The following is a 13,957-nucleotide window of genomic DNA, read 5'->3' as shown; positions in this document are numbered from 1 at the left end:
TCGGCGCGATCACTTCGTATAGCGCATCAGGTCGGTGCGCAGCGCCTTGGTCGCCTCGGCGCGGACCGGCCATTTCTCGCCCGGGAAGTAATTGACCATCACCGTCCCGCGCAGTTTCTTGACCGGGTTGACGAACGCGATCGTGCCCGCCGCCCCGCCCCAGCCATAGGTGCCCGCGCCGAAGCTGTCGGTCTGATCCTCCAGGATCACCGATCCGCCCGCGCCGAACCCCATCCTGGGCGCCATCGTCCCGCCGGTCCCGCCGGGCAGCGTGCCGAACGTCACCCCGGGCGGCAGCAGGTCGGACATCGCGAGCTTGGCGGTCTCGGTCTTCATGATCCGCACGCCGTCGAGCGTCCCGTAATTCTGCAGCATGTGGAGAAAACGGTCGTAATCGTTCGCCGACATGACCAGGCCGGCACCGCCATAGGGGAAGCTCGGCGGGCTCAGATATACCGAGGTCGGACCAGGATCGAGTGGGCTCAGCGTGCCGCTCAGACCGAACGTATATTCGCTGACCAGCCGCCCGCTCTCGCTCTTCGGCACGGTCCAGAAACTCGAGCGCATCTTGAGCGGATCGAAGATGCGCTTCTGGACGAACGCGTCAAAGCTCATTCCCGACGCTTTCTCGATCACCGCGCCCATCACGTCGAGTCCGATCGAATAGCTCCACTTGGTCCCCGGGTCGGCGATCAGCGGTACCGACGCGACGCGATTGGCGAATTCCTGCAAGGTTGGCGCGCGGACCGGGCGGCTTTGCGCCTCCAGCGCGACGTTGACCTGCGCGGGGTTGATCCCTTTCTGGTTGTACAGCTGGAGCAGCGGGCCTTTTGTAATGATGTTGTAGCCGAGTCCCGCGGTGTGCGTCAGCAGGTTGCGGATCGTGATCGGGCGAGTCGCCGGGCGGCTCTCGATCGTGTTCTCGTTCAACTGGACGCGCATGTTCTTGAACGCGGGCAGCACGTCGCTGACCGGCTCGTCGAGCTTCAATTTGCCGTCCTCGATCAGGATCATCGCCGCCATCGCGGTGACCGGCTTGGTCATCGAATAGACGCGCCACAGGCTGTCGGGGCTGGCAGCCTGCGCGCCGGCGTCGGTCGCGACCTTGCCCGAGGAGACGAACACGGTGGGCATGTCGCCGACCCCGAACGCGCCGACGATCCCGGGCATCTTGCCCGACGCGACATAGGAGTCGAACAGCGCCTGCGTCGTGGGGAGCGGGCTGGCAGTGGTCGGCGCCGGTGCCAGCTGCGGCGCGGGCGCGACGGCTTGCGCGAGCGCGCCGCCGGCAAGCAACGCCGCGAGTGCCGTGCCGGTCAGGATCGGTGTCAGAAAGCTACGCATCAGGCCCCTCCTATCGCTTTCGCCGCCTTGGCAAACACCGTGGGCAAGCCCGCTTGCGACAGCGACTCGACCGGCCACCAGATGGCGTCTTCCCCGGCTTGATGGCGCTCGACGCGCGCGGTCGCAAGCGCGAGTTGCAAATCGAAATGCGTAAAACCGTGGGCAACGGTGCGCTCCCGCATCGTCCAGTCGCCCGCGATCGGCGCGTCGGCCAGCCCGGGGTGCGCGTCGGTCCACGGCCCGGTCGGCAGCGCGCGCATCCCGCCGAGCAATCCCTTGGGCGGCCGGCGCACGAGCAGCACGTCGTCGCCCGCCTGCGCCCAGAAGATCGTGCCATAGCGTTGTGGTTTGGGACCCTTGGCCGGTTTGACCGGAAAGCTCTCCTGGTCACCCGCCGCGAACGCCGCGCAGTCGTCGCGCAACGGGCAGAGCAGGCAGCGGGGTTTGCGCGGGATGCAGATCGCCGAGCCGAGGTCCATCATTCCTTGCGCGAAATCGCCGGCGCGGGTTTGTGGGGTAATCGCCTCGGCGGCGGCGCGCACGGCGGGCTTGCCGGCGGCGCGGAACAGTCGGGCTACGACACGCTCGACATTGGCATCGACGACGGTGGCGCGCGCGCCGAACGCGATCGCGGCGATCGCGGCGGCGGTGTAATCGCCGATCCCGGGCAGCGCGTGCAGTCCGGCCTCGGTTTCCGGGAACTGGCCCTCATGGTCGGCGACGACCGCCTTCGCGCACGCGACCAGATTGCGCGCCCGGGCATAATACCCCAGCCCCGCCCACGCTGCCATGACGTCATCGTCACGCGCCGCCGCCAGACTCGCGAAGTCCGGCCAGCGCGCGACCCACGCCTGAAAGCGCGGGATTACCGTCGCGACCCCGGTCTGCTGGAGCATCACTTCCGAAAGCCACACGCGATAGGGGTTCGCCACCTCGCCCGGCAGCGCGCGCCACGGAAGTTCGCGGCGGTGCGCGTCGTACCAGTTCAACAGGTGTTTCGCGATCGACGGAGAATGCTTGGCGGCCACGCCCCGGCTATGGCATGGATGAAGCGATGAGCAAGCGCGCAACCCCCAAACCTCCGTACGAGCGCCCGCGCGGCGGCCCGGCGCGCGCGGTCGCCGATCTGCTGCCCTCGGTCGGCGGCGCGGCGTTCAAGCGCTACGGCTTCGTCCAGTCGGGGATCGTCACGCGCTGGGCGGAGATCGTCGGGGCGAAATATGCCGGCGTGTCGTCGCCCGAATCGATCCGATTTCCGCCGGGGAAAAAGGCCGACGGCGTGCTGACCGTCGCGGTCAAGGGCGCGCACGCGCCGATGATGCAGCATATCGCGCCCGAGATCGTCGAGCGCGTCAATCGCTTCTTCGGCTATGCCGCAGTCGGCCGCCTAGTGCTCAAACAGGGCAATGTCGCCCCGCGCTCGTCGCGCGTCGCGCCGCCCAGCCTCAAACCGATCGAGCCGCCCGCCGCGCTCGGCGACGGCCTTCGCGCGATCGCCGATCCCGAATTGCGCGCGGTGTTGTCCGCGCTCGCCGCCGGCGTCGCCGCGACGCGCGGCCCGCCGATCGTCGGCGATGAACTCGCGTCGCTCGTCGTCGCCGGCAAGATCAGCTGATTTCCCTTTTCGTTCGATGGAGTTCCCCCGATGAAGTTTCGTGCCGCCCTCGCCATCCTGCCGCTGCTGATCGTCACCGCGTGCGGCAGCAATAGCGGAACCGGGAATACCGCCGCGCCGATCGCGCCGGTGAAGCCGCCCGCCGGGACCAACTGGCTCGAAACGGTGGTCAAGACGCCCGAAGGGGGTTTCCGCATGGGCAACCCCAATGCGCCGATCAAATTGGTCGAATACGGATCGCGCACCTGCCCGGTGTGCGGGCTGTTCGGGCGCGAGGGGACGCAGCCGCTCGAACAGAATTACGTTGCGACCGGCAAGGTGAGCTGGGAATTCCGCGAGTTCCTGGTCCACGGCCAGCCTGATTTCGCGCCGGCGCTGCTCGGCCGCTGCGCCGGCCCGGCGACGTTCTTCCCGCTGCTCGAACAGATGTACATCAACCAGGAGCCGATCGAGGCGAAGATGACATCGCCCGAGGGCAATGCGTTGTTCGCCAAGATGCAGAACGCCAAACCGCTCGACGTCGCCAAGGCGTGGGGCGACTATCTCGGTTATGTCGACTTCGTGAAGGCGCGGGGCATTCCCGAGGACAAGGCGCGCGCCTGCCTCAACGATCAGGCGGCGTTCGACGAGATCACCAAGGTCATGGAGGACGCGTCGAAGAACAAGGGCGTCGGCGGCACCCCGACCTTCTTCATCAACGGCAATATCGTGCCCAACGTCGCCGACTGGAAGGGGTTGGAGGCGGCGCTCAAGGCGCAAGGCGCCTGATCGCGTGACGGCGCCGGGGGGTTCGCCGTGCAGATAAAACGCCTCCGCCTGTCGGGGTTCAAGAGCTTCGTCGACGCGGCCGATCTCAGGATCGAGCCGGGGCTTACCGGCGTGGTCGGGCCCAACGGCTGTGGCAAGTCGAACCTGCTCGAGGCGTTGCGCTGGACGATGGGCGAGAACAGCCCGAAGTCGATGCGCGGATCGGGGATGGACGACGTCATCTTCGCGGGCACCGACAACCGCCCGGCGCGCGATTTCGCCGAAGTGTCGATCCTCGCCGAGATCGAAGGCGGCGAGACCGAAGTGGTGCGGCGGATCGAGCGGGGCGCGGGCAGCGCGTACCGGATCGACGGGCGCGACGTGCGCGCGAAGGACGTCGCGCTGCTGTTCGCCGACGCCGCGACGGGGGCGCATTCACCGGCGCTGGTCAGCCAGGGGCGGATCGGCGCGGTGATCGCCGCCAAGCCCGCCGAGCGGCGCGCGATGCTCGAGGAAGCGGCGGGGATCGCGGGACTCCACGTCCGTCGCAAGGACGCCGAGCAGAAGCTGCGCGCGACCGAAGCCAATCTGACGCGGCTCGACGAGATCATGTCGGACCAAGAAGCGCGCGCCAACGCGCTCAGGCGGCAGGCGCGGCAGGCCGAGCGCTATCGCGAGCTGTCCGACAAGATTCGCATCGCCGAAGCCCGGATGATCTTCGCGCGCTGGCGCGACGCGGCGGCGGCAGCGGATGCGGCCAAGGCCGAAGCCGCGAGTTGCGAGGAAAAGGTCGCGGCGGCGGCCGAGATGCAGCGCGCGGCGGCGGCGCATCAGCAGGCCGCGACGGCCGCGCTGGCCGAGGCGCGATCGGCGAGTCTCGCGGCGCGCGAGGCGGCGTCGGAAGCGGCGCATGCGCTTGCCGGGATGCGCGCTGAGCACGCGGCGGCGGAACGGCGGATCGTCGAACTGGCCGACCAGCGCGGGCGGATCGCCGAGGACCGCACGCGCGAAGGCGCGCTGGCGGTCGACGCGGCCGAGGCGCTGGCGCGGCTTGATACGGAGACCAAGACGCTGACCCAGCGCGCCGACGATGCCGCAGCGCGGCTCCCCGCGCTCGACGCGACGCTCGCCGAGGCCGAGCGCGCGGCGCGCGATGCCGATGTCGCGCTCGCGCAAGCGATGAGCCGGCAGGCCGCCGAGCTCGCCGATGCGCGCGTCGCCGAGGCCGCGACGGCAGCGGCCAAGGCGCGCCACGACCGCGCGTTGCGCGACCAGGCGAGCCTGACGCACGAAGCGGCGGCGCTCGCCGATGCCGGACCGTTGCGCGACGAGCGGGCACGGGCGGCGAAGGCGCGGAGCGACGCTCTCGATTCGGCGGAGACGGCGCGCGCCGCGCGCACGCGGGCCGACGCCGACGAACGCTCCGCGCAGGAAGCGCGCGATGCCGCCGAGGGTGCGCGGGCGAGCGCCAAGGCCGAGCTCGCCGCGATCGAAAGCGAATTGCTCGCGCTCGAAAAGGCGACGCGGAGCGGCGGGCGCGACCGCTTGCTCGACCATGTCCGCGCTGCGCCGGGATACGAGCGCGCGCTCGCCGCGGCACTCGGCGACGATCTCGAAACCGGCTTGGACGCCAAGGCCGACCGCTATTGGGCGGGGGCGGAGCCGCAGCCGGGCGACCCGTCGAGCGACGGGTTGGCGCGGCTCGGCGATCATGTCGAGGCGCCCGCGGCGTTGGCGAGACGGCTGGCGCAGGTGCTGGTGGCCGACGCCGATAATGGCCAGCCGCTCGCGGTCGGGCAGCGGCTGGTGACATTGGCGGGGATGCTGCGGCGCTGGGACGGCTATGTCGCCAAGTCGGGCGGCGCGGCGGCGGCGGCGCAGCTCGAACGCGTCAATCGGGCAGCCGCCCTCAACAAGCAGCGCCCGGCGGCGCAGGGCGCGGTCGACAAGGCCAACGGTCAGCTCGACGATGCCGAGCGCCGGATCGCCGCGGCGCGCGCCGACGCGGCGGCGGCGCGCGCTTCGCTCGAACGCGCCGACACCGCCGCGCGCGATGCGGCGCGAGCGGAGGATCGCGCCGCCGCTTCGCTCGAACGGATCGAGGCGCAGCGCGCCGATCTCGACACGCGTACCCGCCGCCTCGCTGCCGAACTGGCCGAGGCGGATGCCGAATTGAAGCGGGCCGAGGTAGCGCGCGCCGCGCTTCCCAACGGGGCGAACACGCGGGTCGAGGTCGCGCAGTTGCAGACCGAGGCCGAGGCGCGCCGCGCAAATGCCTCGAACGCGCGGGCCGACCGTGCGCAGGTCGATCGCGCGATCGCCGCCGACCGCGAGCGCCTCGCCGCCGCCGACGCCGAAGCGAAGGGGTGGAAGGCCCGCGCCGGCGAGGCGGCCAAGCGCATCGCCGACATGACCAAGCGCGAGGCGCAACTGGCCGACGAGGCCGGGGCCGCCGAGGCTCGCCCCGCCGCGCTCGCCGCGCAGATCGCCGCGAGCGAAACCGGCCATGCTGACCTGCGTACTGCCGCTGATACCGCCGCGCTCGCCGAGCGTGAAGCGGAAGGCCGGGTTCGCACCGTTGACGAAACCGCACACGCCGCCGCCGAAGCGCTGAGCCTCGCGCGCGAAGCTCGCGCCGGGGCTGCCGCACGCGCCGAAAACCAGGACCTGCGCCGGATCGAGATGACTAGGCTGTCGGGTGAGCGCTTCGCCTGCCCGCCACCGCTGCTCGGCGAACGGATCGGGTTCGATATCGAAAAGGTCGGCGATCCGCAGGACGAATCGATCGGCCACGACAAGTTGCTGGTCGACCGCGAGCGGATCGGCCCGGTCAACCTGGTCGCCGAGACCGAACTGGCCGAGCTCGATTCGGCGCGGCTCGACGCGGCGGCGGAGCGCGACGAATTGGGGCAGGCGGTCAACCAGTTGCGCGGGTCGATCGGCACGCTCAACCGCGAGGGCCGGCAACGGCTGCTCGCCGCGTTCGAGGCGGTCAACGGACATTTCCAGCGACTGTTCTCGACCTTGTTCAACGGCGGGGCGGCGCGGCTCGAACTGGTCGATTCGGACGATCCGCTCGAAGCGGGACTCGAGATCATGGCGCAGCCCCCGGGCAAGAAGCTCCAGTCGCTGACCTTGTTATCGGGCGGCGAGCAGGCGCTGACCGCGGTCGCGCTGATCTTCGGGCTGTTCTTGACCAACCCCGCGCCGATCTGCGTGCTCGATGAGGTCGACGCGCCGCTCGACGACGCCAATATCGAGCGCTTCTGCGACTTACTCGACCGGATGTGTGCGGAGACGAAGACCCGCTACCTGATCGTCACCCATAACGCCGTCACGATGAGCCGCATGCATCGCCTGTTCGGCGTGACGATGATCGAGCGCGGGGTCAGCCGACTGGTGTCGGTCGACCTGGGGGGTGCCGAAACGCTGCTCGCCGCCGAATGATCACGCCGCCTCCGGCTCGAACAATTTCCCGAACATCAGCCGGATCACGAAGAATATCGCCGCCCCGCCCAGCACCGCGGCCACATGTATCCCCCAGAACTGCCCCGCCGGCATCGTATCGAGCCACCCGCCGACCAGCCCGACCAGCAGATTGGCGAGGAACAGGAACAGATAATAGATGCCGATCATCGTCGCCGCGATCGCGCGCGGCGCGGCGCGCGAATAGAGCGCGAGGCTGACCGGGAAGAAGTTCGCGAACCCCAGATTGTTGAGCGTGTTGACGATCAGCGCCACCCACAGCGGGATCTTGCCGCCGGTCGCGGCCTGGTGGCTGGCGACGATCGCGACCAGGATGAACGCCGACGATGAGATGAGGCACCCGATCACCATCTTTGCCAGCTCGTCGGGCTCGCGATGGTGCTTGCCGTACCAGCGCCAGAAGATCACCGCGCCGGCCATCGTGAAGAAGCCGGTGATCGAATCGAACGAGACCAGAAAACCGGTCGGCATGCGGTGCCCGAACAGCATGAATTCGTAGGACCGGTCGGCCCACACTAGATACGCGTTGAAGAATTGCTGGTTGCCGAGCGCCGCCATCGCCAGCACCGGGATCATCGCGATGAGCAGCGCGAGCACCTTCCAGTCGCGCGGTGTCATTCCCCTCCCGCTTGCGGGAGGGGTTAGGGGTGGGCCTGTTTTAACGTTGCGATCGGACAGGCCCACCCCCGGCCCCTCCCGCAAGCGGGAGGGGAGATCGGGCGGCAAATGGCGCCGGCCGCTCCAATAGACGATCAGCCCGATCAGCATGCCGACCCCGGCGGCGCCGAACCCCCAATGCCAGGCGATATTGTCCGCGAGCGAGCTGCACACGAGCGGCGCGAAGAAGGCGCCGAAGCTGATCCCGAGATAATAGATCTGGAATGCGTCGGCGGTGCGGTTGTCGCCGGGTCCATAGAGCTCGCCGACCTGGCTCGCGAGATTGCCCTTGAGGCAGCCAACCCCGAGCACGAGGAATAGCAACGCGAGCAGGAACGATGCCTCGAACGCCATCATGAAATGGCCCGCGGTCATGAGGAGCGCGCCGAGCGTGATCGTCCGCGTCTTGCCGAGCCAGCGATCGGCGACGATCCCGCCGAGGATCGGCGTCATATAGACCAGCGCGGTGTACGCGCCGAAGATGTGCGACGACAGCGCCTGTGTCGTCGGCGCCGCGCCGTAGATGCGCGCGAGCACGCCGCCGAACCAGCCGAACCCCGCGACATTCTCGACGTGGCCGGGGAGCAGCAGCACCTTGACCATATAGAGCACGAGCAGGGTCTGCATGCCGTAATAGCTGAACCGCTCGAACGCCTCGGTGCCCGCGATGACGGGCAGGCCATAGGGGTGGCCGAGAAACTCGCGCTTGCTGGGGACATCGACCGGCTTCGGCCCCGCGTCCGGTTCCTCGATCGTCATACGCGCGCCCTTTCCCTCGACCGATATCCAGCCTAGCCATCGCGGATCGGCGGGGGAAGGGCAGCATGACCGACCAGAAGACCGGCCTCTTCGGCCATCCGGACGGCCTCTATTACCTCGCCTTCACCGAGACGTGGGAGCGGTTCAGCTATTACGGCATGACCGCGCTGTTGACGCTGTATATGGTGCAGCAGCTATTTCTGCCGGGCCATGCCGAGCATGTCGTCGGGCTGGCGAGCCTGCGCCATGTGTTCGAATGGCGGGGGCCGATCAGCGACGTCGCGTTCGCCTCGCTGATCTACGGCTGGTACGGCGGCCTCGTCTATTTCACCCCGATCCTGGGCGGGCTGATTGCCGACCGCTGGTTGGGAACGAAGGCGACGGTGGTGCTCGGCGCGCTGTTGATGGCGGGCGGGCATCTGGCGATGACCTTCGACGCGAGCTTTCTGCTCGCGCTTGTCTTGTTGATCTGTGGGTCGGGGTGCCTGAAGGGCAATATCTCGGCACAGGTCGGGCGGGTTTATCCGCAAGCCGCGGAGAGTTTGCGGACGCAGGGCTACACGATCTTTTCGGCGGGCATCAACGTCGATGCGGTGCTCGGGCCGCTGACGTGCGGCGGGCTGGCGGCGGCGTATGGCTGGCATGTCGGGTTCGGCGCGGCGGCGGGGCTGATGCTGCTCGCGCTCGTCATCTATCTCGCCGGGCAGCGGCACGTGCCGGGCGGCCGCGCCGCGCGCGCGACCCAGGTCGACTACCCGCCGCTGACGCCGGCCGAGCGCAAGCGAGTCGCGTTGCTGATGCTGGTCGCGGCGTTTACACTGTTTCCCAACGTCGCGTATCCGATGATCTGGAGCATCGGCACATTGTGGGTCGACCAGCATGTGGCGCTCGGCGGCGTACCGGCATCGTGGTTCAATTCGGTTGACGCGCTGGCCAGCATCGTCGCGGTGCCGCCGCTTGTTGCGCTCTGGGCGTGGCAGGCGAAGCGCGGGCGCGAGCCGCACGACGTGACCAAGATCGGGCTGGGATCGCTGTACACCGGGCTGTCGGCGCTGTTGCTCGTCGCCGGCGCATTGATGCCCAGTGCCGACGGCAAGACCGGCGTGGTGTGGGCGCTGGCCGGCTGGTTCGGGATGGGTGTCGCGTTCCTCTATTATTGGCCGGTGCTGCTCGCGCTGATCAGCCAGGCGGCACCGCCCAAGCTCAACGCGACGATGATGGGCGGCATGTTCCTGTCGTTCTTCGCGGGGAGCGTGATCGCTGGCTGGGTCGGCAGCTTCTATGACCAGATGAGCCCGGCGGCGTTCTGGTCAATAGACGCAGCGATCGGGATCGTCGGCGGATTGATCGTTCTCGCGCTCTCCCGCCCGCTGATCCGTGCGCTCGAAGCCCGAGACTGACGCAAATCAGTGACTCGGCGGGCATGAGAACATAAAAGGAACGAGTGGCCCAGCTCGACACCCGCCAGAAACTCGAAATTCTCGCCGACGCCGCCAAGTACGATGCCAGTTGCGCGTCGTCCGGCTCGGTCAAACGCACGTCGCGGGACGGCAAGGGGATCGGGTCGACCGACGCCGGAATGGGGATCTGCCACGCCTACGCGCCCGATGGCCGGTGCATTTCGCTGCTCAAGATCCTGCTGACCAACAGCTGCATTTTCGACTGCCATTATTGCATCAACCGCAAGAGCTCGAACGTCCGCCGCGCGCGGTTCACGGCCCAGGAAGTCGTCGAGCTGACGCTCGCTTTCTACCGCCGCAATTATGTCGAAGGCCTGTTTCTCTCGTCGGGGATCATCGGGTCGTCGAACTACACGATGGAGCAGATCGTCGAGGTCGCGCGGAGCTTGCGCGAGGATCACGATTTTCGCGGCTACATCCACCTGAAGACGATCCCCGACGCCGATCCCGAGCTGGTGCACCAGGCGGGGCTGTACGCCGACCGGCTGTCGATCAACGTCGAGCTGCCGACCGCGAGCGGGCTCAAGCGGCTCGCGCCGGAAAAGTCGGAAGCGCAGATCGAGGGCGCGATGGCGGCGACCAAGGCCGACATTCTCGACACCAAGGACGCGAAGAAGCGCTACAAATCCGCGCCGCGTTTCGCGCCTGCGGGGCAATCGACCCAGATGATCGTCGGCGCCGACGCCGCGACCGACCGAGACATCGTGTCGAAAGCGGCGGGGCTGTACGGCAAGTTCGGTCTCAGGCGCGTCTATTATTCGGCCTTCTCGCCGATTCCCGACGCGAGCGCGGTGCTGCCGCTGAAACGTCCGCCGCTGATGCGCGAGCATCGACTGTACCAGTCCGACTGGCTGATGCGCTTCTATGAGTTCAGCCCGCAGGAAGTCGCCGACGCCACCGACGACACCGGCATGATGCCGCTCGACATCGACCCGAAGCTCGCCTGGGCGCTCAAGCATCGCGCGTCGTTTCCGGTCGACGTCAACCGCGCACCGCGCGAAATGCTGCTCCGCGTGCCGGGGCTGGGGACGCGCGCGGTCGACCGGATCATCGCCGCGCGGCGCTGGCGGCGGCTGGCGCTGGCCGATGTCGGGCGGCTGACCGTCAGCCTAAACAAGGTGCGCCCGTTCCTGATCGCGAGCGACTGGCGCCCGGTTGCGCTGGCCGACAAGCTCGATGTGCGCGCGCTCGTCGCGCCGAAGGTCGGGCAGATGGAATTGTTCGGGTGAAACCGGCGCGACCGCTGGCGGGTTGATCCGCGATGCGCGTGGTGACGCTCGATGCCGAGGACGATTTCGACGGCTGGCGCGATGCGGTGCGCGGGCTGGTGCTCGACCATATCCCGCCCGCGCAGGTCGTGTGGCAGGTCGGCGACGGGCCGGGCGAATTGTTCGTTGGCATGACGCACCAGCCGCCGCGCGAAGGCGCGTTCTCGGTGCCCCGCCCGTTCATCGACCTCGCGCGCAACGCGATCCTGCACAGCGACCGCGAGCGGTTCGCGTTGCTCCACACCTTGCTGGTGCGGCTGCGCGATCATCCCAAGCTGATGGACGATCAGGCCGATCCGCTCGTCTGCCGGCTCGAAGGCTTCGCCAAGGCGGTCCGCCGCGACATCCATAAGATGCGCGCGTTCGTACGCTTTCGCGAAATGAGTGATGACGGCGGCACGCGCTACATCGCGTGGTTCGAGCCCGAATTTCACATCGTCCGCGCCAACGCCGCCTTCTTCGTCAACCGTTTCGCGTCGATGCGCTGGTCGATCCTGACCCCCGACGTCACGATCCATTGGGACGGCAAGCGGCTCACCGAAGGGCCGGGCGCATCGAAGGCCGACGCCCCCGACGGTGACCCGGTCGAGGCAGTGTGGAAGACTTATTACGCATCGATCTTCAATCCGGCGCGAGTCAAGGTCGGCGCGATGCTGAAAGAGATGCCGCGCAAATATTGGAAAAACATGCCCGAAACCGCGTTGGTGCCGCAGTTGATCGCGAGCGCACAGGCGCGGGAGAGCGAGATGGTGACGACCGCAAAGGCCAAGATCGTGCCCGGCAGCAATATCGCGGCGGCGTGGGCGGTGTTGCGCGAGGAGGCAATGGGATGCACGCGCTGCCACCTCTACAAACACGCGACGCAGACGGTGTTCGGCGAAGGGCCGGTCGACGCCGAGATGATGTTCGTCGGCGAACAGCCCGGCGATCAGGAGGATCTGTCGGGCCATCCGTTCGTCGGCCCGGCCGGCCAGATGTTCGACCGCGCATTGGGCGAAGCCGGGGTCGATCGCGCCCGCGTCTACGTCACCAACGCGGTCAAGCATTTCAAATACGAGCTGCGCGGCAAGCGCCGGATTCACTCGAAGCCCGACGCGGGGGAGATCACCGCGTGCCGCCGGTGGATCGACCAGGAACTCGCGCTGGTGAAACCGAAGATGACGGTGGCGCTCGGCGCGAGCGCGGCGCGCAGTCTGTTGGGCAAGACGGTGACGATCTCGCGCGAGCGCGGGCGCGTGATCGAGCTACCCGACGGCGGCGGCGCGGCGTGGATCACTGTTCACCCGAGCTATCTCCTTCGCCTCCCCGACGAAGCGGCGCGGCACGAGGAATATGCAAAGTTCGTCGCCGACCTGCGCGCCGCGGCGGCCGCGATCTGACGCTTACGATTGCTCGGTGCTGCGGAGCACTTCGTCGACCAGATCGCCATCGGCGGTAATCGTCGATTTGACCCGGCTGAACAGGTCGGTGCCGTTGTTGGTCGGAGCATCCGACGGCACGTCGGCCTTGAGCAGGGTCTGGGCGGCGTTGGGCCCCGGTTCGATCCATACGGTCATCTCGCGCACATGGCCCGCCGCCGCGATCCGGACATGGATCATCTTGCCGTCGACCTTGTCCGACGAAAATTGCACCGGCACCTTGGCGCGCGCGATCTCAGCCTTGTTTGCGTCGACCTTGCTCTGAATCTCGCTGACCGCGTTCGACAACGCGTTATAGAGCAGCACGGGATCGCGCTCGATCACCTGTTGCGCCACCAGATGCTCGCCGCAGCCGGTCAGCGTGGCGCCCGAGAGTACGGCCAGAGCCAGCAATTTACGCATCGTCATTCTCCTGGTCTGCGCGATCAATTATCGGGGATGCCGTCGCCCGACGTGTCCGCCGTGTCGGTTTCGCGCGGGCGCGGCACGTCGATCGGCGTGCCGTCGTCGGCCGGACGCATCTCTTCCTTGACCTCGGTAAACTTGCCGCTGCCATAGATCGAACAGCCGCGCGCTCGCGCTTCGGCTTGCATCTGCCGCAGCCGCGCCATCGCTTTGACGCCCTGGGATATGCCCTGAGCGAAGCCGTCGGGCCGGCCTTGCAAGTCGGGGTTGGCGAGATTCTCGTCGCGGAACCGCTCCATCAGCGCGTTGCACGTTTTGGCGCTGGCGGCGGGTGGCGCGGTCATCTTGTCGAGCTCTTCGTCGACCGCGACCGAAAACAGCCCCGAGGCGATCCCGGTCGACTGGAACGCGGGCGAGACGCGCTCGTCGGGCGCATCGCCGCGCACGACGCTGGTCGTCACACGCGTGCGTGCGCCGCCGTCGAGCGGCTCGAAATTGGCGGTCATCGTGATCGCGACCTTGTCGCCGCTCATCACCCACCACGTCATGTGGTCGGCGGCCTTTTCGAGCCGGATCTCGGGCTTCACGCCGCCCGACGCGCTGGGGTCGGTGCCCGGATTGCCCGGCTGCTGGGTGATGTCGAGATCCTCGAGCGCGGCCACGACGTCGGCCTGCGGCTTGTCGACGATATGCGAATACCCGTTGCCGCACCCGGTGAGCGCCAGCACCAGCAATCCCGTGAAAATGCCCCGCCCGATCATCGCCGATCCCCGCAATCCCGGCAGGAGCCTTGTCCGA

General features: G+C 68.1%; 11 protein-coding genes. 6 read left to right on the top strand and 5 right to left on the bottom strand.

From position 1 onward, the window contains the following. Positions 1-9 precede the first annotated feature (9 nt). Positions 10-1,344, bottom strand: a complete 1,335-nt coding sequence (locus E7773_RS08335; RefSeq protein WP_293990154.1) for a serine hydrolase domain-containing protein — start codon at positions 1,342-1,344, stop codon at positions 10-12. Then, positions 1,344-2,336 (bottom strand): A/G-specific adenine glycosylase, encoded by a 993-nt coding sequence (locus E7773_RS08330; protein ID WP_293990762.1) that lies wholly within the window; start codon positions 2,334-2,336, stop codon positions 1,344-1,346. The genes E7773_RS08335 and E7773_RS08330 overlap by 1 nt, the downstream gene beginning before the upstream one ends. A gap of 62 nt (positions 2,337-2,398) precedes the next feature. Between E7773_RS08330 and E7773_RS08325 the strand changes: the two genes are divergently transcribed. From E7773_RS08325 to E7773_RS08315, 3 genes are read left to right on the top strand one after another with little or no spacing between them, the layout of a single operon-like run. Beyond that, a complete protein-coding gene (locus E7773_RS08325; protein ID WP_293990153.1) occupies positions 2,399-2,959 on the top strand; it encodes a DciA family protein in 561 nt (186 codons plus the stop codon). 30 nt (positions 2,960-2,989) lie between these two features. Continuing rightward, positions 2,990-3,727: a thioredoxin domain-containing protein gene (locus E7773_RS08320; protein ID WP_293990152.1), complete on the top strand. Its 738-nt coding sequence runs from the start codon at positions 2,990-2,992 to the stop codon at positions 3,725-3,727. A gap of 27 nt (positions 3,728-3,754) precedes the next feature. Continuing rightward, positions 3,755-7,153: an AAA family ATPase gene (locus E7773_RS08315; RefSeq protein ID WP_293990151.1), complete on the top strand. Its 3,399-nt coding sequence runs from the start codon at positions 3,755-3,757 to the stop codon at positions 7,151-7,153. Here the strand turns inward: E7773_RS08315 and E7773_RS08310 are convergent, their stop codons facing one another. Beyond that, positions 7,154-8,608: an oligopeptide:H+ symporter gene (locus E7773_RS08310; protein ID WP_293990149.1), complete on the bottom strand. Its 1,455-nt coding sequence runs from the start codon at positions 8,606-8,608 to the stop codon at positions 7,154-7,156. 65 nt (positions 8,609-8,673) lie between these two features. Here E7773_RS08310 and E7773_RS08305 point away from each other — a divergent pair, with 65 nt between their 5' ends. Genes E7773_RS08305 through E7773_RS08295 form a run of 3 tightly spaced genes read left to right on the top strand, consistent with a single transcriptional unit; the run spans position 8,674 to position 12,715 of the window. Then, positions 8,674-10,008, top strand: a complete 1,335-nt coding sequence (locus E7773_RS08305; protein WP_293990147.1) for a peptide MFS transporter — start codon at positions 8,674-8,676, stop codon at positions 10,006-10,008. 44 nt (positions 10,009-10,052) lie between these two features. Next, positions 10,053-11,297, top strand: coding sequence for a putative DNA modification/repair radical SAM protein (locus E7773_RS08300; RefSeq protein ID WP_293990145.1), 1,245 nt, complete (start codon positions 10,053-10,055; stop codon positions 11,295-11,297). A 32-nt stretch (positions 11,298-11,329) separates the two neighbouring features. After that, entirely contained in the window at positions 11,330-12,715 is a 1,386-nt protein-coding gene (locus tag E7773_RS08295; RefSeq protein WP_293990143.1) for a UdgX family uracil-DNA binding protein, read from the top strand. 3 nt (positions 12,716-12,718) lie between these two features. On the opposite strand, the gene E7773_RS08290 is transcribed toward E7773_RS08295, so the two are convergent. After that, positions 12,719-13,156, bottom strand: coding sequence for a hypothetical protein (locus E7773_RS08290; RefSeq protein WP_293990141.1), 438 nt, complete (start codon positions 13,154-13,156; stop codon positions 12,719-12,721). Positions 13,157-13,179: 23 nt separating this feature from the next. Next, positions 13,180-13,920, bottom strand: a complete 741-nt coding sequence (locus E7773_RS08285) for a hypothetical protein (RefSeq protein WP_293990139.1) — start codon at positions 13,918-13,920, stop codon at positions 13,180-13,182. Positions 13,921-13,957 lie beyond the last annotated feature (37 nt).

The organism is Sphingomonas sp. (assembly GCF_004799495.1).
Classification (GTDB): Bacteria; Pseudomonadota; Alphaproteobacteria; order Sphingomonadales; family Sphingomonadaceae; genus Sphingomonas.
The sequence above is the reverse complement of the archived record's forward strand: the minus strand, read 5'-3'. Positions and strand labels throughout refer to the sequence as shown.

Excerpts from the sequence above, each read along its gene's own strand:
- E7773_RS08285 (WP_293990139.1), bottom strand. The coding sequence starts at position 13,920 with ATGATCGGGCGGGGCATTTTCACGGGATTGCTGGTGCTGGCGCTCACC.
- E7773_RS08320 (WP_293990152.1), top strand. The coding sequence starts at position 2,990 with ATGAAGTTTCGTGCCGCCCTCGCCATCCTGCCGCTGCTGATCGTCACC.
- E7773_RS08310 (WP_293990149.1), bottom strand. The coding sequence starts at position 8,608 with ATGACGATCGAGGAACCGGACGCGGGGCCGAAGCCGGTCGATGTCCCC.
- E7773_RS08290 (WP_293990141.1), bottom strand. The coding sequence starts at position 13,156 with ATGCGTAAATTGCTGGCTCTGGCCGTACTCTCGGGCGCCACGCTGACC.
- E7773_RS08335 (WP_293990154.1), bottom strand. The coding sequence starts at position 1,344 with ATGCGTAGCTTTCTGACACCGATCCTGACCGGCACGGCACTCGCGGCG.
- E7773_RS08325 (WP_293990153.1), top strand. The coding sequence starts at position 2,399 with ATGAGCAAGCGCGCAACCCCCAAACCTCCGTACGAGCGCCCGCGCGGC.
- E7773_RS08305 (WP_293990147.1), top strand. The coding sequence starts at position 8,674 with ATGACCGACCAGAAGACCGGCCTCTTCGGCCATCCGGACGGCCTCTAT.
- E7773_RS08295 (WP_293990143.1), top strand. The coding sequence starts at position 11,330 with ATGCGCGTGGTGACGCTCGATGCCGAGGACGATTTCGACGGCTGGCGC.